Origin of the sequence: Sphingobacterium sp. UBA2610 (assembly GCF_002339225.1) — a bacterium.
In the GTDB taxonomy this organism is placed as follows: domain Bacteria; phylum Bacteroidota; class Bacteroidia; order Sphingobacteriales; family Sphingobacteriaceae; genus Sphingobacterium; species Sphingobacterium multivorum.
In genome coordinates, this window is the sequence record NZ_DDKA01000031.1 from 45982 (window position 1) to 65773 (window position 19792).

A 19792-nucleotide genomic window follows, 5' to 3' on the forward strand; every position below is an offset into this window, starting at 1 on the left:
ACATTTGCTTCGTCCAAAAGCGCATTTTGGAATGCTAATTGAGTAATAAAATAGTCAGTTGGGCTAAACATTAAAATAGCGAATTAAAACTAAACAATCGTATTTTCTATGGAAGTTAGAAAACTCATTCTTTCAATAATGATTGTGATTAATTTAATCATTGTATCATTTGGATTTATATTTACATCAAGCTGGTTTTGGCTGCTTATTATCCCATTTCCGTTGCTATTGATCGCGTTATATCATAGTTTCCAGACCAAACATGCCATTCTGCGCAACTATCCTTTAGTTGGATATTTTCGTTATATCTTCGAATCTATTCGTCCCGAGTTGAGACAATATTTTTGGGAATCGGATATGGATGGACGTCCTTTCAACAGAAGACAACGTTCGATCGTATACCAACGTGCAAAAAATCAACGGGAAACTGTGGCATTTGGTATGCAGACAGATCCACAGGCTGTCGGGAATGAATGGGCTGCGCACTCTGTTTTCCCTTGCCATATCGAAAACCACGATCTGCGTACCACGGTAGGAAATGCAGCCTGTAAGAAACCTTATAGCTTAAGTGTGTTCAACATCTCGGCTATGAGTTATGGTGCGTTGAGTAAAACAGCGATAACGGCACTAAATAAAGGTGCTGCCCTTCAAAACTTTGCACACAATACCGGCGAAGGGGGGATCAGCGATTACCACAACAATGGAGGTGATTTAATCTGGCAGGTCGGTACAGGTTATTTTGGCTGCCGCAATAAGGAGGGAAAATTTGATCCCGAACTTTTCAGAGAAAAATCCAACCGTGAAAACGTGAAGATGGTCGAATTGAAGCTTTCGCAAGGCGCTAAACCTGGTCATGGCGGGATACTTCCGGCGGCAAAAAACACCCCTGAAGTCGCTGCTATCCGTCACGTCATTCCTGGAACAGATGTGATGTCGCCACCAGCACATAGTGCTTTCTCTTCACCGACTGAAATGATGCAATTCATACAACAGCTGCGCGAGCTATCCGGTGGAAAGCCTATTGGCTTCAAAATTTGTATCGGCGATAAACATGAGTTTATCGACATCTGTCATGCCATGCAAAACACGCAAATCTTCCCGGATTTTATCTCCGTAGATGGATCAGAAGGTGGTACGGGAGCTGCTCCACTTGAGTTTACAGATAACTTGGGGATGCCACTATACGATGCATTGGCATTTGTAACGAAAACCTTGATTGCTTTTGGTTTAAAAAAACACATTAAAGTTATTGTATCAAGCCGTATCGTAACAGGTTTCGATATCTTGAAAGTCATTGCCTTAGGCGCAGATGCATGTTATAGTGCTCGCGGTATGATGTTCGCTTTAGGTTGTATTCAGGCACTTAAATGTAATGAAGACGTCTGTCCGGTTGGGGTTGCCACACAACAGCCGCATTTATACAAAGGACTCGACGTAAATGACAAATATGTACGCGTAGCTCAGTTCCATCGTAATACATTACGTGCTACAGTCGAAATTATGGAAGCTTGTGGCTTCAAAACACTTGCGGATGTATCGGCAGATAAATTCTATCGTAAGGTAGATGCTATCCGGACATTAAGTTTTCAGGAAATCTATTTCGGAACTGAAGGTAAATTGGTCAATAGCCACACAGATTTCGAAAGCAAACTTTTCGAAGATTAACTGCTAGAAATTCATATAAAAAAGGTCCCCTATGTTGAATACATAGGGGACCTTTTTTATACGCTGATAGTTCCCTAATAAAATACCCCCTCACTAAGTATCTTTATTTCAGATTAAACAGTACGCGATGCAGAATGGTATTTGATAAGGCAATTTGATCGTCGGCCAAGCCCCCTAAGGCCTGTTCAATAGTATTTTTTGCCTGCTTCATTCCTTCATCCTTCATCTTTCGTCCTATTTTTGTTAAATAGATCAGATTGGACCGTCTGTCGTTTTTATCATTAACGCGGATAACCAAATTTACCCTTTCCAGGTTATTAATTAATCGAGTGACACTTGGTTTATCTCGAAATGTGCGAACAGCAAGCTCCTGCTGGGTGAGCCCCTCTTCTACCCACAGGTTATACATGATACTCCATTGTTCAGAAGTAATGTTTAACCCGGCCTCCTTGAGATTACGCTGTAATCTCCGCATAACTGCAATTGAGTATTTCCCTGTTAAGAAATTATAAAAATACTCTTGTGATACTAAATCTTGGTCTAACATATGAATAATGGTTATGGTTGTTTACGCAACTTATTTTAATAATAAAACGTCGTCTTTAATCCAATATGAGAAAAAGCTAAACGTATTTTGGCTAATAGTTAGCCTAAATTACGCTTTAATATAGCTGTCTCAAACAAAATTTTATCAACATGTCATAAGTAGATGTTGATAAATCATAACAATTTGATTTATACTAGACTGAATTTAATAAATAAAAAGGATACAAACAAAACCTTCACAACTTTGCAAACACCAACAGCAATTAAATCAAACTGAAGGTTCTTTCTGACCAATAAGATCAGGCACTCTCAGAAAAAATAAATGCTTGCAATTGTACCTAATTTAGAGGATGTTATCCGATTGAAAAAGAATCGGAATCTTTTAAGAAAGGAAATTTCTCGCGTGCTTCCAACAGGTCGTTCGGATTTAAGGTAAAGGTATACAAGTCCTCATCTTCCGGTTTATAATACACCACGTCACCAAGAGGGGATATACACATAGAGCCACCAGAATAGTAAATATCATTACCGTCGTGCCCAACACGGTTTACCCCAACAACATAAGCTTGGTTTTCTATTGCACGTGCCGGAATAAGAGCTCTCCAATGTGCTGAGCGCTTGTCTGGCCAGCTGGCGGTATACACTAAAATATCATATGCTCCGTTTTGATTTTTAGACCAGACTGGGAATCTCAGGTCATAACAGATCATCGGGCAGATTTTCCATCCTTTGATATCAACCAGGATACGTTCATTTCCTGGCTCAAAGTACTCGCTTTCTTTGGATAATCCGAAAAGATGACGTTTATCATATTTTACATATTTACCGTCTGGAAACATCCATACAAAGCGATTATAGTATTTCCCACCTTCTTCGATAATCAAAGAACCGGCAACAACACAGTTAAGTGAGCTTGCCATTTCAAATAGCCATCTTGTCGTAGGTCCATTTGCAGGTTCTGCACATTTCTCGACATTATTCGTGAAGCCTGTATTAAACATTTCGGGGAGAATAATAACATCCGTTTTCTCACGCAATGAGGAAAGTCTCAAGGCTAGATTATTTAGATTCTTCTCAATATTTTCCCAGAATAAATATGCTTGAAATACGGTGATTTTTAAAGGCTCCATGAACGTAATCTAAAAATTTATTTAATTATTTTCTTACAAAAAAAACATTTAATGGCAAGATACGAATTTTAATAGAATTTATACTTATTGCTGTCTTACCAAAAGGTTATTTGCTAACACTAATAACGCTTCTTTGCGATCATTTGGTACATTCAATGCTTCCATTTTTTCAAATGCCCGTTGCGTATAGCTATCTTTCAACTCGTCGGCCGCAGTTTTAATCGCATACTTGTCGTATAAGGCAAGCATATCCGCTACTTTTGATGGAGCAGTCTCTATAGTGGCATTTAATAGGGCTTGTAAAACCGTCTTATCATCATCCGAAATTACTGCCATCAACTTCACCAATAAAAAAGTTTTTTTATTGATCATGATATCACCACCAACAATCTTTCCAAAGGTATCTGGATCTCCATATGCATCCAAGATATCGTCCTGTAATTGAAATGCTAAGCCTACGTTCTCTCCAAAATCGTAGATCAGCTGCTGTTGCTGTTCATCTGCTCCCGACAGAATAGCCCCCAACTGTAATGCTCCGCCCAATAACACCGAAGTTTTAAGACGGATCATCTCAAGATACTCAGGCATTGTCAGCGAATCCCGGCTCTCATAATCCATATCTAATTGCTGGCCTTCACATACCTCCATAGCCACTTTACTCAAAATTTTCAAAGTTGCAGGCAAGTAAATAGGATTACACTTTGAAATTTCCTCATACGCTTTGACCAACAAGCCGTCTCCAGACAATATGGCAATATTAGCATCCCACTTTTCGTGAACTGTCGTTTTACCTCTTCTTAAAGGAGCCTTATCCATCAGATCATCGTGGATCAGTGAAAAGTTATGAAAAAACTCCACTGCTTTGGCAGCAGGGATAATTTCCTCCATCTCTTGCATGCCGAATAATTCGGCGGCCATCAATGTCAGCACAGGTCGAACCCTCTTTCCGCCCAAAGTCAATATATACCGTATCGGATCATATAAATTTGATGGTGTTTCAGGAAATTGACTTGTCTCTATCGCCTCTATCACGAGTTGTTGTAAATGTTGCATATATCTTTACGATCGAATCTTGCGAATATAGCAATAATCATATAGAAATGGCAATTTTGTCCCTTTAAAGGAAGTCACCTCAAAATTGTACATTTGTATAAGTCTTTTATTATGCGCATACTGATTATCCATACATTTTATCAAGATCCTGGTGGTGAAGACACTGTATTTCAGCAGGAATCTTCCCTCCTCGCGCAAGGACATGAGGTCCAAACGCTAACGTTTCAAAATAAAAAGGGGTTGCAGGGTGCACTACAGACAATAGGATCTTTTTGGAATATTTGCGCTGCTCAACGTGTCAAAAAAATAATTCGGGCGTTTAAACCAGACATCGTTCACGTTCACAACACGCATTATGCAGCAGGCCCGATTATCGTGCGTACCATTGCCAAACTCGGCGTCCCCCAGGTCATGACCCTGCACAATTTTCGTTTACTATGCCCTTCGGCGACACTGTACCATCACAACCGTCTCTTTCTGGACTCACTCCAAGAGGAGTTTCCGTGGACAGCCGTCCGACAAAAAGCATTTAACAACTCGATAGTAAAAACATTTCTTCTCGCACTGAATTACTGGTTTCACCGCAAAATTGGAACTTGGGCAAAAGTAAATCGCTACATCAATTTAAGCTCCTTTGCAAAGAACATATTCGTTGAATCGACCTTGCATCTTCCGCCTACTAAATTCGCGATCAAACCGAATTTTGTCTTTCCTACGACAATAGCACCAGAGGGTCCGCAGGCCCACTTTGTATATGTCGGTCGTCTTTCAGATGAAAAGGGGATATTACAGCTGATCGATGCTTTCATCGGCACAGATTTTCAACTAGCAATTATCGGCGGCGGTCCGCTCGAAAATGAGGTTTTGAGAAGCATTAAACACCAGGCGAATATTTCCTACCTCGGTTTTAAAAAGAGATCAGAAATACTTCCCTTGATAGCCAAAGCACAGGCTTTACTTGTACCATCGATTTGTTTTGAAGGGATGCCGATTACGATTCTTGAGGCTTATTCAGTCGGAACAGCTGTGCTTTGCTCCAATTTAGGCCCGCTCCCCGAACTGATTATCCCCGGCAAAACAGGACAAACGTTCGATCCCCACAACAAAAACGATATTATCCAATGCTTAACGGAGTGGAGCACAAAAACAACAAATGAAAAAGATGAGATAAGAAAGACCTGTATTGCTTACTATTTTAGTAATTTTACTCCTGAAATAAATGAAGCGAAATTATTAGCGATCTATCAGGACGCTATTCACGATAAAAAACGAAATAAATGAGTATCATTATATTAGATAAACTGGGTCTAGCGCCACAAATCCAAGCTGTACTGGAAACAATTTATGATCCTGAACTGAAACCCGCAAATATTGTGGATTTGGGGCTTGTATATGAAATCATTACGAAGGAAGAGGGTATTGCAAAGATTGTAATGACGCTGACTGCTCCTGGCTGCCCCGTGGCAGGCGAAATCATGAATGAAGTTCAGGAAAAAGTTGCTGCTGTAGCAGGTGTCAAAGAAGCATTGGTCGAATTGACATTTGATCCACCCTGGACAAAAGACATGATGTCTGAAGAAGCAAAACTGGAGCTGGGTTTTTTGTAAAATTCACCGACTAATCAAACAAAACAGGGCTATCCAAGAATATTGGAAAGCCCCGTTTTGTTTGTATATGCTATATGCCTCTCCTAAAACATCGTTTGAGCTGTACCCTATCCGCAGGTCTATCTGCCCTGATTGTTTTCCAAATCGCTCAACTTTTTCAAAGGCTTGGCACTATTGGCATCCGCACCGAAAAGTAATTTCCAAAGCTTACGTGACTCTTTGGTCAATAGTGGGGATACAATGGAAAGAATGAGCACATATACGACCACAAAGGATTGAATAACGGGTAATAAAGCCCCTGCTTTACCAATATTTGCCATGATAATGGAAAACTCCCCCCGTGCAGACAAGGTAAAACCAATATCAAAGGACGTTTTAGGTTTCATACCCGAAAATTTAGCTGCAAAATAGCCCGAAGCAAGATTCCCCATCACCGTCACCAGCGCTGCAATCGAAGCCCAAAAGACAGCTCCTCCAAGGGACATAATGTCAATAGACAATCCGAAACTAAAGAAAAACATGGCCCCAAAAAAGTCCTTATAGGGCAGCACCATCGATTCAATCTTTTTGATGTATTGCGAATCCGCCAACACTAAGCCGGCCATCAATGCCCCGATAGCCTCCGCAACATGGATGGTTTCGGAGAAACCTGCCACAATAAAAAGTAAGGCAAAGATGATCAATATAAATAATTCAGAAGTTTTTTCCTTCAATAAGCGATCGATCGCAGGCACCAGTTTTCTGCCCAAAATCAAAAAGGCCAATATAAATCCCAAAGCCAGTAAGGAAGTTCCAGCTACCGTCCAAAACGAACTGCTTCCTGTCAGTATCAGGCCCGAAAGGAAAGAAATATGCATCGCTATAAACAGGTCATCGAACATAATCATTCCCATGATCACCTCCGTCTCCGGGTTGGCTGTACGTTTGAGATCTGTCAGCACCTTTGCAACAATGGCCGTGGATGAACTCGTCATGATACCGCATAACACCATCATCTCCTTAAATGGCATATCCATTAGCCATCCGATCAACAAACCTGAAGTAAAGTTCAATAAGACGTAAATTGTCCCACCGGTGACAATTGCTTTACCGGACTTAATCAGCCGATTGACCGAAAACTCAAGGCCAAGGTAGAACAGCAGGAACAATACGCCCAACCGTCCCATGAAATCAATAAAGGGTTTACTTTCTGTAAATGTTAAATCCACCAGACCAACCTGCGGAGCGTGCTGCCCCAAAACCATTCCTATAATAATGAAAAATGGAATAACAGAAAACTTAAGCTTATTAGCTATTAGGCCAACAATGGCAACAAGTCCTACAGCGATTCCAATTTCCAGAATTAAGGTATGTGATAGCATAAATTACAGTAAAATTTCCTTCAAAAGTTTAATATTATTCTTCTTTCCAGCGATGACAAGTGTGGTGCCTGGGCTAATCAAATAAGACGGTCCTGGATTTATAACCGTATCATCATCCCGTATCCCAGCAATAATCGATGCGCCTGTACGTTGACGAACTTCCAGCTCTCCAATTGTCTTACCAGCACCCTCATTTTTGCCTTCCACTTTGTACCATTCAATGCGTAAATCGTCCAAAGCAACTTCAATTGTCTCCAATGCTTTAGGCTTATAGGACAAGCCACCGATAATACCCGCAATCTGCCGAGATTCATCGTCATTGAGTGTCATGACGCAACGTGACTCATGCTCCTCGTCATCATAGCGATAAAGTTCCCGTCTACCATCGTCATGGATAACAACAACCATATTGTCTCCCGCATCGGTTTCAATTTGAAATTTTTTTCCAATTCCAATCAGATCGGACTCTCTTACAATAGACATAATTTTCTATTTAAATAAATACTAATAATATAAGCTTCATAACGTGGTATACCACAATTACAAAAGCAAGCTGAAGGTTCTTTCTCGCAAAAAAACAAAGACTTTGAGGAAAAACAGCATCAGCCCTTAGCTACTAAAACACAAATTTACCCAAAAAATCAATCTTAAACGAATCCGCAGGTAGCTAACGGGATGGGCTACAAAGAGCAAATTACCCCAAAATACTAAAAAAAGAGCAGAAAAACGACTCTTTTAACCGATTTCATCCCTTTTTTCGACGTATGGCATCGTGATGACATAACTGAACAACACTAAAAACGCTCGAGGTACATAGGCTATTAACGATCCGAGTTCCTAACAGAACAAATCAGCTTTTATTAGCTCCAATTTTCATTACAAATACCCATTTCTATAACGTTTTCGTAGTTCATGCAATCGTTTGTTCCAAGAAGCAATAGAATTGCCAAAGGTTTATTTCTTTATAATTGCCGCATTAAACACTTACTGAATCTAAATTACACACCTATGGTCAAAAAGAGTCATCTCATCCTTCTGACACCATTATCAATCTTGTCATTAGCGGCACCTATTTACGGGGTAGCGAACCCACGTAATTTAGTTGCAATAACCAGTCTTTCACCCTTTCAGCAGGTCGTCTCCGGAAAGGTCATTGATGAAACCGGGAAACCAATAAGCGGGGTTACCGTTTCTGAAAAAGGTAAAGCGGCAGCAACGACAACCAATCAAGACGGAATCTTCTCACTGAACGTCAGTTCAAAAAGTGCCATCCTAACATTTAACTCGATCGGATTTACCGCGAAAGAAGTCTCCGCGGCACAAGCAGCACAAATAACCTTGACATAATCCGAGGATGTTTTGGATGAAGTTGTGGTCGTAGGTTATGGTAAACAGAAAAAGAGCGATTTGACAGGAAGTATCGCTACAGTGGAAGCAAAATCCCTAGAACGAATAAATTCACCGAATGTTGTCGATAAACTTCAAGGTAAGATTTCTGGTCTAGCGATCAATTCCGGTTCAGCCAAACCTGGTGAAACAGCTTCTATCAATATCCGCGGTGAGAACTCGATATCCGCGTCCAATGCTCCCCTCATTATCTTGGATGGAATCCCTTTTAGTGGTTCCCTGGGTGATATCTCTTCCAATACAATTGCCAGTATCTCGGTATTGAAAGATGCCTCATCCACTGCAATCTATGGTTCAAGAGCTGCAAATGGCGTTATCCTCATCACCTCAAAAAAGGGTGCGGCAGGAAAAGCACGCATCAATTATAACGGTTATTTTGGGGTACAAAGTGTAGAACGTCGTCTTAAATTGATGAACGGCCCACAATACATCCAATTTATGCGTGATTACCAGGCTTCGAAAGGAAAAACCGGCGATCAGCTTAACCCAGAGAATTATCTTTTTGCCAACGTATTGGAACAATACAAAAAAGGGGAAGAAGTCAATTGGCAGGATGAAGTATTCAATAGCGGCGCTCCTGTTCAGGAACATCAACTCAGTTTTTCGGGCGGAACGGATAAATCCGATTATTATGCATCTGTGAGCTACCTAAATCAAGATGGCGTTGTAAAAAATACGCCATACGAAAGATACAATGTCAATCTGAACCTCAATCAAAGTTTAAGCTCTTGGTTAAAGCTAGGAATGACCATGCAGGCTTCTCAAGGGAACCGCGACGGCGTACAGCCCAACCTCGAGAGTGTTGTAAAACTTTCCCCTTACAGTAAAAACCGCGATGCCGATGGTACTGCTGTAACGTACCCGATGTATGCACAAACACTATGGGCACATCCTTTTGCAGACGAAAAAGGCCAATGGGATCAGACCAGAAGAACAGTCTATGCGAATACTTGGCTTGATGTGAAACTCCCTATTGAAGGATTAAGTTTCAAAACCACATTCGGAACCAACTACCGAAATATTAATGAAAACTCCTATTACGGTTCCAATACAGTTACAGGACGTGGCGTGAATGGTACCGGATCAATTTACAATGAGCATTTCTGGGACTGGACCTGGGAAAATCTCTTGACCTATGACCCTACCTTTGGTGACCATAAGATCAATGTCGTGGGCCTCTATTCTTCCCAGAAAACAAATTTGAAAACTTCAAAAATGAATGGAGACGATTTTGTATCAGATGCCGGATATAACAACATGGCTTCTGCCTCTAAAAATCTTAAGATCGAATCCAACCTTCAAAATACAGCGATGATTTCCTATATGGGAAGAATCAACTATGCCTTTAAGGATCGCTACCTATTAACCTTAACAGGTCGTTCGGACGGTTATAGCGCATTTTCTGTTAACAACCGATATGCATTTTTCCCATCCGTTGCAGGAGCCTGGGTAATTTCTAAAGAAGGAAATGTGCAGGATTATTTCGATTTATTAAAACTTCGTGTTTCTTATGGTAAAAACGGAAATCAGGCCGTATCGCCATATCAAACTTACGACCGTCTGACCAACGTCGATTACATCTATGGCCTTGATCCAGTCAAAGGACTTGTGATGAATTTCAATGGCCGTGGAAGTAATCCAACATGGGAAACCACAGCTTCATTAAACCTTGGCTTGGATTTTGGTATTCTCAAAAATAGAATTTCAGGAACGGTCGACTACTACTCCTCTAAGACATCGGATCTTTTATTAAGTGAACAGGTTCCTGTCATGAACGGTTATAACACTATTTTGACCAATATCGGTGAAACCTCAAACAAAGGGATCGAAGTTACCTTGAATGCCATACCGGTCAAAAATGACAATTTCCAATGGAACGTCAATACGACCTTTGCCTATAACAACAATAAAATCACCAAACTGCGCGCTGATGGAAAAAATGATTTGACCAATGCCTGGTTAATCGGAAAGCCTATCCGTATTTTCTACGACTATAAAGTTATTGGTGTTTGGCAAGATGGCGAAGACATCGCAAATGCATACCAACCTAAAGCGAAACCTGGCGATGCCAAGTTAGCAGATCTCAACAACGACGGTAAAATCGACGCCAGTGACCGTACGATGATGGGGAACAAGATATCGCCTTATACACTTGGTATTGGTAATGATTTCACCTACAAGAATTTCTCCCTGTCAATCTTTATGAATGGAGCCTTTGGCGGAACGAAAATAGATGATTTCAAAAACATCGAACGTTTCTTACCTAACAACGGTGCCAATTACCTTGCCGACATGCCTTACTGGACGCCAGAGCGCACCAATACAGATATTCCATCGCCTGGATATACGCCAGTAAATAACCATACTTATTATATCAATTCATCCTATTGGCGAATTAGAGACTTTAGCTTGGGCTATACTTTTGACGGCGATTTTCTAAAAAGATTGAATCTCTCTTCCATTAAAGCATTTATCAACGCCCGTAACCTCTATACATTCTCCAAAATCAAAGGTTACAACGTAGAGGCATTGAGCGTGAGTTCGACCACAGGTAATCCAACAACGACAAATATTGCCAGTCCTTATCCTGTTGCGAGAACATTCTCATTGGGAATAAATGTCCAATTCTAAACACATCAAGATCATGAAGAAAAGAAATACAACTTTATATACAATGCTAGCTGGCCTAAGCTTACTTTTTACAGGCTGCAGCAAGAACTTCTTAAATGAAGACACCAGCAGCTTTCAGTCACCTGATAATACCTATATCAATACGAAAGGCTTCGAAGCTGGACTAAATGGTTTATACTCTTATGCCCGCATGGAATTCCTGACCTGGAACGGTAGTATCTTTTCCCAAGGAGCAACTCCACAGGAGGCGTTACAGGTCGGAACAGATATCGTTGCTATCAAAACCACAGGTACAGACGCTACATTGGCTCCATTCAGCAATTATACGCTAACTCCTGCTTCGAGCTGGACAGACAAGGACAACGATCCAAAACGTGTGGAAGCAACGGCTCGTTTCTTCCGTGCCTACAGTTATCGCTACTTAGTCAACCTGTACGGCGATGTGCCTTGGGTGGACAAGGTATCCGAAACACCGCGTCGTGATTTCACGCGTACACCGAAAGCTGAGATCTTGACACATATGATTGAAGACCTTAAGTACGCGAGCGAAAACCTGCCCGACAATCCAGGAACCATTCAGGAGGGGAAATTGACGAAATGGGCTGCTTTACACTACCTGGCAGAAGCATATATCGAAGCTGGACAGCCAGATTTAGCTGCAGAAGCTGCCAACAAAGTGATTCAAAGTGGTTACTTTAAATTGAACGATCAACGTTTTGGCGCCGAAAAAGATAAACCTGGGGATTATTTCCACGATATGTTTATCGAAAACAATCAAAATCGCGGTTCCGGCAATCAGGAAACGATCTGGGCCATCCAATTGGAATACAATACACAAGGGGGCGGCGACCGCTACACGGATTGGAGTAAACGTGCCTGGGTGCCTTTCTATTCACAACAAAAAGGATTTGCTTTGGCCGACTCACTTGGTGGAAGAGGTCTTGGGCACGTACGCCCTTACCAATGGTGGCTGGATAGTTATGAAAAACAGGATGTCAGAAATTCTTCTTTCAATATCAAACGCGATTGGTATTATAACGATCCTTCCGTACCTGAACTTTATGGTAAGAAGATCGTACTTACCGACGCGATCAAAGAATCAGGCAACGTGTTCCCGACAACAACCAAATTTTTCTACGGGAAGACAGCTGTTGACCCTGCATTTGAAGGAAATATGAAGGACCGTGTGAAAGTACGTTTGGCCGAAACTTACCTACTATTGGCAGAAGCATACTGGCGTGCCAATAAACCGGCACAAGCTAAGGATGCCATCAATGCTGTCCGTGCCCGTGCAAAAGCGTCATTAATCGATGCCGCAGCGATCAATGCGGATCTGATTCTCGACGAACGCGCCCGCGAGCTTATTGGTGAGGAAATGCGTCGCATGACCCTTGCCCGTTTCGGTGAGGATGTCTTTTTACGCCGCGTGCAAACGTTAAACACACAATCGAAAAATGTGGTGAAAAAAGAATTTATTCTTTGGCCTATTCCACAAGAAGTTATCGACAGTAACACTGGTGCAGCCTTCCCACAAAATCCGGGATACTAAACCTTCCAAAAACCTTCATGAGCCCAAAGGCCATGGAGGTTTTTTCTTTTACGACTTTGCTTCAATCAGTTTATAGGTGCCATCTTCCCGGATCTGACTACGACCAATGGTGATATTTTTTGAATGGTAAAACAAAAAAATCCAGCCCGCTGGTGCACCTTCTGCCCAGTACTCCTGACGTAGCTCTTTGGAACGCCGACCATCAAAATCATATTTGGCGACATAGTTATGGAAAATTTCTTCGGGCTCAGGTAATACATCTCCGCCAAAGAAATAGTGCTGGTCGCCCGTTTGAATATGAAATGCCTGATGATGTGCTGTATGTCCACCATTGAGCGCATAGCTGATTTCTGCATTTATTCTTCCTTCACCTTCCACCAGAACTAAATTTCCACTGCGTTGAATCACATCAAAAATCTCGGTCCTGTATGAACTGGAGATACCTGAATAGGCATCTTCCCATTCGCCACGTTGAACAATATATTCGGCTTCGGGAAATGCGATGCGTCCCATTCCGTTTTCAAATGTGACCATCCCTCCAGCATGATCCTTATGAAGATGAGACATCAGTACATATTTTACATCTTCTGGTCTGAAACCCAACTTACGGATATTATGATGCAGTTGTAGCACGCCACTGTCATCGGTATAGCCAAGACCGGTATCACAGAGCACAAGTCCCGCATCAGTTTCGATCAAAAAGGGGTGAACTTGAATAAATAGGGAGCCTGGCCGGTCCTGGGGCTTGTCTATTAACGGATCAAAGGGTATAAATTTTCTGCTTTTGTCGACTGAAAAAGAACCTTCATATAAAGAATAAGCCTGCACCATATTTAAAACATTGGGAATATGCACGTTAAGCAACAGCGGATCAATACCGGGTTTAGGAATTAGGTAAGTCCAGCCTTAAAACGTATATTTACACTTAAAATATTGTGCAAAGATATGCAAAAAAGGTGGGTACTAAAATCTAAAACTGATGTCAAAATAACCAACAAACTGCGCGAGGAATTAAACATCAACACTGTCTTGGCAGAGTTGCTCGTGAGCAGAGGAGTGGAGACTTTTGACGAATCAAAGCAGTTTTTTAGGCCTCAATTATCGGATTTGCACGATCCATTTTTGATGCGGGACATGGAAAAAGCCATCACCCGGATCATCCAAGCCATTGGCAACAAAGAAAAAATACTCATCTATGGAGACTATGACGTAGACGGTACAACAGCTGTTGCCGTTGTTTATAGTTTTTTCAGGGAATTTCATAGCCAGCTGGAGTTTTATATTCCAGACCGCTATGCCGAAGGCTATGGAATCTCCACACAGGGTATTGACTATGCCGCAGCAAATGGTTTCAGCTTAATTATTGCATTGGACTGCGGTATCAAGGCAATCGATAAAATAGATTACGCAAATAGCAAAGGAATTGATTTTATCATTGGCGACCACCACCTTCCCGGTGAGGAACTTCCCAAAGCCTACGCCGTGTTAGATCCCAAGCGTGCAGACTGTGAATACCCTTACAAAGAACTTTCAGGTTGTGGAATAGGCTTTAAGATTATTCAGGCTTTTATACTCACCAATGGCATGGATATCAATGCCTGTTATCAGTTTTTGGATCTTGTGGCCGTGAGTATTGCTTCGGACATTGTTCCTATTACCGGCGAAAATAGAATACTTAGCCACTTTGGTCTCATTAAACTCAATACGAATCCCTGCGTCGGACTAAAGGCACTGATTGATTTATCCAATAATCGAACGAAGATCTTTACAGTGAACGACATCGTGTTCCAGATCGGCCCCCGCATTAATGCAGCGGGCAGAATAGACCATGCTAAGGACGCCGTCAAACTTTTGATCTCCAAATCGCTACAAGAAGCCAAAGACTTCAGTTCTAGCATAGACGATCAAAACAATGTACGGAAAGACTTTGATCTCAAAATAACAGAAGAAGCGCTTGCACTGATTGAGGATAATGTTCTTCTTAAAAGCCGAAAATCCACGGTATTGTATAAAGCCGACTGGCACAAAGGTGTCATTGGTATTGTCGCTTCCCGTCTGACCGAAAAATATTACCGTCCGACGATTATATTGACCGAAACAAATGGTCATATTGCAGGTTCCTGCCGTTCGGTACTGGGTTTTGACTTGTATGAAGCCTTAAGCGAATGCGCTGACTTGTTGGAGCAATTTGGTGGTCATAAATATGCTGCCGGACTAACGATGTCCTTAGATAATGTCACGCTATTCCAGGATCGTTTTGAGGAAGTGGTATCGCGACGTATCAGTCCTGAAATGCTGACCCAAGAAATTTTGATCGATGCAAAGTTGGCATTGAAAGATATCGATGCTAAGTTCTTCCGTATTCTCCAGCAGTTTGAGCCTTTCGGGCCCCAAAATGAATCCCCTATTTTCCTCAGTAAAAAGGTAAATGCAGTAGGACAGGCTTTTATTGTGGGCACCAATCACCTCAAGATGACGGTTATTCAAGAAGACTCTCCTTCATTTGACTGTATCGGTTTTGGACTGGCAGAACATATCACACACATCAATTCTGGGCAAAGTTTCGACATCTGCTACAGCATTGAAGAGAATGTGTGGCGCAACAAAAGAAACTTACAGCTCAACATCAAAGGGATTAAGTATTAGTATTGCATTAGTAAGAAGATATTAAATATATTTACACAAGATTTGGTCGGGCATCCCCCCATACTGGATTAGATACCAGGCATGAAAGAATGGTGAGGGTTTTAATTAGTCCTATTGAACAGATACATACAACACAAGACATTCCACGAAGATGATTTTAAAGGCAGAACATCTCATAAAAAAATATAAGCAGCGTACCGTTGTCAACAATGTTTCCTTCCATGTGGAACAAGGCGAGATTGTCGGGTTATTGGGCCCTAATGGGGCAGGAAAAACGACCTCATTCTATATGATTGTTGGTCTTATCAAGCCCAATGAAGGGAAAGTATTTCTCGACGATCAGGAGATTACGCAGGATGCGATGTATCAACGCGCACAACGTGGAATAGGTTATCTCGCTCAGGAAGCATCGGTTTTTCGGAAGCTCTCCGTAGAAAACAACATCCTGGCAGTATTAGAAATCCATTATCCGAATAAAGAAGAACGTTTGGCAAAATTGGAAGAACTACTCACAGAATTCAGCTTACACCGTGTCCGTAAAAACAGAGGTGATTTGTTGTCCGGTGGTGAGCGTCGACGTACCGAAATTGCGCGAGCATTAGCTGCTAATCCATCCTTTATTCTTCTGGATGAACCTTTTGCAGGGGTTGACCCGATCGCCGTAGAAGAAATTCAGACGATTGTAGCCAAGCTCAAAACCCGTAACATCGGCATCTTAATTACCGACCACAACGTACAGGAAACACTATCTATTACGGACAGGGCCTACCTCCTAACCGAAGGAAAGATCATGCTGACGGGTACCCCTGAGGAAATTGCAGATAATGAGCTTGCCCGTAAATTTTATCTCGGTCGACATTTTGAATTAAGAAGGAAAAAATTTTAAAGATTAAAGAATCCCTCCCCCTATGGCCTTATTAAACTCCATTTTTACTTGGTTCATGAAAAAAAGAATTCACCAGATTGAACTGTTCATGAAATACCCACACGATGTACAAGAAGAATGGTTTCAGAGTTTAATTGCCACTGCTGAAGCGACGGAATGGGGAAAAAAATACGATTATACAAGTATATTAACCCCAGAGATCTTCAAAGAACGCGTCCCGATACAGGACTATGATGATATCAAGGGCTACGTTGATCGCATGATAAAAGGAGAACAGAATATCCTGTGGCCTTCTGATATCAAATGGTTTGCCAAGTCTTCTGGCACCACATCTGATCGCAGCAAATTTATTCCCGTTAGTGAGGAAGCACTCGAAGAGTGTCACTTCCAGGGCGGTAAAGATATGCTCACAATATACTGTCATAATAGACCTGAAAATCGCGTATTTACGGGAAAATCAGTTGTTATTGGTGGTTCTTCACAGATCAACAATTTCAGTCCGGATTCCTACTACGGTGATCTTTCATCAATCCTCATCCGTAACCTTCCTTTCTGGGCCGAATTTAAGCGAACGCCCAATATGGAAGTTACTTTAAACCCAAACTTTGAAGAGAAAATTGAGCAGATTGCCCAAATTACACTTAAAGAAAATGTAACGAGCTTAGCTGGCGTACCGACATGGAATATTGTTATGGCCAAGCGTATTCTTGAGATTACAGGCAAAGACAACTTGCTTGAGGTATGGCCAAATCTAGAATTTTATGGACATGGCGGAGTAAGCTTCAAACCTTACCGCGAGCAATTCCAAAAATTGATCCCTTCGGACAACATGTATTATCTCGAGAATTATAATGCCTCAGAAGGATATTTTGGCTTACAGGATCAATCTGATTCGGAAGATCTTCTGCTCATGCTAGATTATGGTATTTATTACGAATTCTTACCTACTGAACGAATGCACGAAGAAAATCCGTCAACCTTACGTTTGGATCAGGTGGAGCTCGGAAAAAACTATGCATTGATCATTTCAACCAATGCGGGTTTGTGGCGTTATAAAATTGGAGATACCATCAGGTTTACGTCATTGTCTCCCTATCGCTTTCAGATCTCAGGACGAACCAAACAATATATTAACACCTTTGGCGAAGAGGTTATTGTTGACAACGCCGAACAAGCCTTGGCCGAAGCGAGCAAATTGACACAGGCACGAATCAGAGATTATACCGCTGGACCGGTCTATTTTAAAGATGCCGAGGCCGGAGCACACGAATGGGTGATAGAATTTGAACAACAACCCAATGATTTTAGGCGTTTTTGTGAAATATTGGATGCTAAACTCCGTGAAATCAATTCGGATTATGACGCCAAACGTTTTAAGAATATGGCGCTTCGACCACCTATTGTACACAATGCGCCCGAAGATACATTCTATAAATGGATGAAATCAAGAGGTAAGCTAGGTGGACAAAATAAGGTTCCAAGATTGAGTAACAGCCGCGAATATCTCGAGCCGCTCCTGAAAATACTCGCCGAATAATACGGCATATCAACTTAAAAATACGGCACAGCGACCGAATAATAGCACGGTCTCCGGCTGGAGATTAGCCAAAATTTTTGGAAACCTTATTTTGGCTAATCTCGTATTGCTGAATTTTGTTGTTTTAAAGAACTGCTGTGAGTTCGTCTAATTGATAAGCTCAAGAAAGCTTAGACTATAATGGAGGTTTGTTAAGGTTTAATTGCCGTTTTATATAAAAAAACAAAAAAACCAAGAATAAAATTCATAGAAATACCTTTCTTCTGAACTTCAACATCACCCTGTAACAAGGAGCGATTATCGCCTGCTGCTACTTCGTTACTTTTGTTTAGACTGTGCGTCAATTCCATACTAAGTTTATTTTTATGATAAGTGATTTTATAGCGTTACTGCGGACCAGAATGCCCATCTAAAGGACCGCATTCTTTACAGCCAAACTTTATGCCATAATATGAAAAGAGTGTATTAATTAATAAAAAATTAACACATTTAATTATTAATACAGGATAACCGAGAGATATGAAGTGAAATTCTTCCATTTCAAAAAAAAGTGTAGTAAAATAGGGAACAACTGTCCGAAATAAAAGGCATAGCCAGACTGGTAAATTATACAGGTACATGTGCAACTTATATTTCATTTTTTTCCTAACTTAGCCTAAGTAATTAAATAATAAGATGAACGCGACAGAGAACTATTCAATTCGCGTAGAGCCAACTCAAAATTCAAGACTCTCGCAAGTAGATTTCGACAATCTAAAATTCGGAAAGATTTTATCCGACCACATGCTGGTCGCAAACTATGATGACGGTGAATGGAAAGATGTCAGCATCGTCCCTTATGGAGATATCAGTATTAGTCCTTCGATGTCCGCTTTACATTATGGTCAAGCGATCTTTGAAGGAATCAAAGCTTATAAATTTGCAGATGGAACAGTGAGTATCTTCCGTCCGGACAGAAACTGGGAAAGATTCAATAAATCTGCCGCACGTCTTCAAATGCCGGAGGTGCCTGAGGAGATTTTTATGGATGGTCTAAGCAAACTATTGGACATCGACCGTAACTGGATCCCGGCAAAAGAAGGTTCATCATTGTACATCCGTCCTTTTATGTTCGCAACAGAAGCGGCATTAGGTGTACACCCTTCTAAGTCATACAAATTTATCATTATCACTGGCCCTGTAGGCGCATATTATAGCAAAGCAATCAGCTTAAAAGTGGAGACCTACTATACACGTGCAGCAGAGGGTGGTGTTGGTTTTTCTAAAAATGCAGGTAACTACGCCTTATCGCTTTACCCAACACAATTGGCCAATGACGAAGGTTATGACCAAATTATGTGGACAGATGCTTCTGAACATAAATACATTGAAGAAGCAGGTACGGCAAACCTTATTTTCCGCATTGGCGATACGATTATCACACCACATGGTGATACAATCTTACACGGTGTGACACGCCGTACAATTATGGAATTGGCGGAGAAATGGGGTTATAAAGCCGAGCAGAGAAAGGTATCTATTCAAGAACTAATCGACGGTATTAAAGCCGGTACAGTAACGGAAGCTTTCGCAGCTGGTACTGCAGCCACAATTACGGATATCAGCCGTATCGGTTTTGAAGGACAAGATTATCACTTGCCGCCAGTAGCGGGCCGCGAGTTTTCAAATCGTGTTTTGAATTACCTCAACGACTTGCGTTATGGTAAAGTAGAAGATCCATTCGGATGGAACTATTTAGTGAAGTAATTTCTAAGAAGAAATAAAAAAAGCCTTT

At 41.3% G+C, this 19792-nt stretch carries 17 protein-coding genes; 10 read left to right on the forward strand and 7 right to left on the reverse strand.

The genetic code is table 11. The features are described from left to right. The first annotated feature begins 108 nt into the window (after positions 1-108). On the forward strand, positions 109-1665 hold the full coding sequence (locus B4Z47_RS20760; protein WP_286727841.1) for an FMN-binding glutamate synthase family protein: 1557 nt from the start codon (positions 109-111) through the stop codon (positions 1663-1665). 103 nt (positions 1666-1768) lie between these two features. Here the strand turns inward: B4Z47_RS20760 and B4Z47_RS20765 are convergent, their stop codons facing one another. The 3 genes from B4Z47_RS20765 to B4Z47_RS20775 all read right to left on the reverse strand — a co-directional run bounded on the left by B4Z47_RS20765 (position 1769) and on the right by B4Z47_RS20775 (position 4394). Then, positions 1769-2212 carry a MarR family winged helix-turn-helix transcriptional regulator gene (locus tag B4Z47_RS20765; RefSeq protein WP_070560735.1) on the reverse strand — a complete coding sequence of 148 codons (444 nt, stop codon included), beginning with the start codon at positions 2210-2212 and terminating at the stop codon, positions 1769-1771. A gap of 352 nt (positions 2213-2564) precedes the next feature. Further along, positions 2565-3341: an amidohydrolase gene (locus tag B4Z47_RS20770; RefSeq protein ID WP_070560737.1), complete on the reverse strand. Its 777-nt coding sequence runs from the start codon at positions 3339-3341 to the stop codon at positions 2565-2567. An 84-nt stretch (positions 3342-3425) separates the two neighbouring features. Next, the gene (locus tag B4Z47_RS20775) at positions 3426-4394 is read right to left on the reverse strand and encodes a polyprenyl synthetase family protein (protein ID WP_112374896.1); all 969 of its coding nucleotides are present in this window, start codon (positions 4392-4394) and stop codon (positions 3426-3428) included. 111 nt (positions 4395-4505) lie between these two features. On the opposite strand from B4Z47_RS20775, the gene B4Z47_RS20780 reads away from it, so the two are divergent. Together B4Z47_RS20780 and B4Z47_RS20785 are read left to right on the forward strand one after the other, a co-directional pair. Then, positions 4506-5675, forward strand: coding sequence for a glycosyltransferase family 4 protein (locus tag B4Z47_RS20780; RefSeq protein WP_070560742.1), 1170 nt, complete (start codon positions 4506-4508; stop codon positions 5673-5675). Continuing rightward, positions 5672-6001 carry a metal-sulfur cluster assembly factor gene (locus B4Z47_RS20785; RefSeq protein ID WP_070560743.1) on the forward strand — a complete coding sequence of 110 codons (330 nt, stop codon included), beginning with the start codon at positions 5672-5674 and terminating at the stop codon, positions 5999-6001. Before B4Z47_RS20780 ends, B4Z47_RS20785 begins: the two co-directional genes overlap by 4 nt. Before the next feature lie 119 nt (positions 6002-6120). Here B4Z47_RS20785 and B4Z47_RS20790 read toward each other — a convergent pair whose 3' ends face one another. Then, positions 6121-7362, reverse strand: coding sequence for a cation:proton antiporter (locus B4Z47_RS20790; RefSeq protein WP_046672803.1), 1242 nt, complete (start codon positions 7360-7362; stop codon positions 6121-6123). Between the two features lie 3 nt (positions 7363-7365). After that, entirely contained in the window at positions 7366-7845 is a 480-nt protein-coding gene (locus tag B4Z47_RS20795) for a cation:proton antiporter regulatory subunit (protein WP_046672804.1), read from the reverse strand. Positions 7846-8370: 525 nt separating this feature from the next. Between B4Z47_RS20795 and B4Z47_RS20800 the strand changes: the two genes are divergently transcribed. Genes B4Z47_RS20800 through B4Z47_RS20810 form a run of 3 tightly spaced genes read left to right on the forward strand, consistent with a single transcriptional unit; the run spans position 8371 to position 12949 of the window. Further along, the gene (locus B4Z47_RS20800; protein ID WP_254667621.1) at positions 8371-8709 is read left to right on the forward strand and encodes a carboxypeptidase-like regulatory domain-containing protein; all 339 of its coding nucleotides are present in this window, start codon (positions 8371-8373) and stop codon (positions 8707-8709) included. A 12-nt stretch (positions 8710-8721) separates the two neighbouring features. Next, the gene (locus tag B4Z47_RS20805) at positions 8722-11400 is read left to right on the forward strand and encodes a SusC/RagA family TonB-linked outer membrane protein (protein WP_286727842.1); all 2679 of its coding nucleotides are present in this window, start codon (positions 8722-8724) and stop codon (positions 11398-11400) included. A 13-nt stretch (positions 11401-11413) separates the two neighbouring features. Continuing rightward, positions 11414-12949 carry a RagB/SusD family nutrient uptake outer membrane protein gene (locus B4Z47_RS20810; protein WP_115049389.1) on the forward strand — a complete coding sequence of 512 codons (1536 nt, stop codon included), beginning with the start codon at positions 11414-11416 and terminating at the stop codon, positions 12947-12949. Between the two features lie 48 nt (positions 12950-12997). On the opposite strand, the gene B4Z47_RS20815 is transcribed toward B4Z47_RS20810, so the two are convergent. Then, positions 12998-13780 carry an MBL fold metallo-hydrolase gene (locus B4Z47_RS20815; protein ID WP_159333544.1) on the reverse strand — a complete coding sequence of 261 codons (783 nt, stop codon included), beginning with the start codon at positions 13778-13780 and terminating at the stop codon, positions 12998-13000. Between the two features lie 114 nt (positions 13781-13894). Between B4Z47_RS20815 and recJ the strand changes: the two genes are divergently transcribed. The 3 genes from recJ (at position 13895) to B4Z47_RS20830 (ending at position 18018) form a co-directional block, all read left to right on the forward strand. Next, positions 13895-15595 carry a single-stranded-DNA-specific exonuclease RecJ gene (recJ, locus tag B4Z47_RS20820; RefSeq protein WP_046672806.1) on the forward strand — a complete coding sequence of 567 codons (1701 nt, stop codon included), beginning with the start codon at positions 13895-13897 and terminating at the stop codon, positions 15593-15595. A 151-nt stretch (positions 15596-15746) separates the two neighbouring features. Then, positions 15747-16481 carry an LPS export ABC transporter ATP-binding protein gene (gene lptB, locus B4Z47_RS20825; protein ID WP_028072074.1) on the forward strand — a complete coding sequence of 245 codons (735 nt, stop codon included), beginning with the start codon at positions 15747-15749 and terminating at the stop codon, positions 16479-16481. Positions 16482-16503: 22 nt separating this feature from the next. After that, on the forward strand, positions 16504-18018 hold the full coding sequence (locus B4Z47_RS20830; protein WP_115046576.1) for a GH3 auxin-responsive promoter family protein: 1515 nt from the start codon (positions 16504-16506) through the stop codon (positions 18016-18018). 191 nt (positions 18019-18209) lie between these two features. On the opposite strand, the gene B4Z47_RS20835 is transcribed toward B4Z47_RS20830, so the two are convergent. Then, positions 18210-18368: a hypothetical protein gene (locus tag B4Z47_RS20835; protein ID WP_156167568.1), complete on the reverse strand. Its 159-nt coding sequence runs from the start codon at positions 18366-18368 to the stop codon at positions 18210-18212. A 325-nt stretch (positions 18369-18693) separates the two neighbouring features. On the opposite strand from B4Z47_RS20835, the gene B4Z47_RS20840 reads away from it, so the two are divergent. Next, positions 18694-19764: a branched-chain amino acid aminotransferase gene (locus B4Z47_RS20840; protein ID WP_115046575.1), complete on the forward strand. Its 1071-nt coding sequence runs from the start codon at positions 18694-18696 to the stop codon at positions 19762-19764. Positions 19765-19792 lie beyond the last annotated feature (28 nt).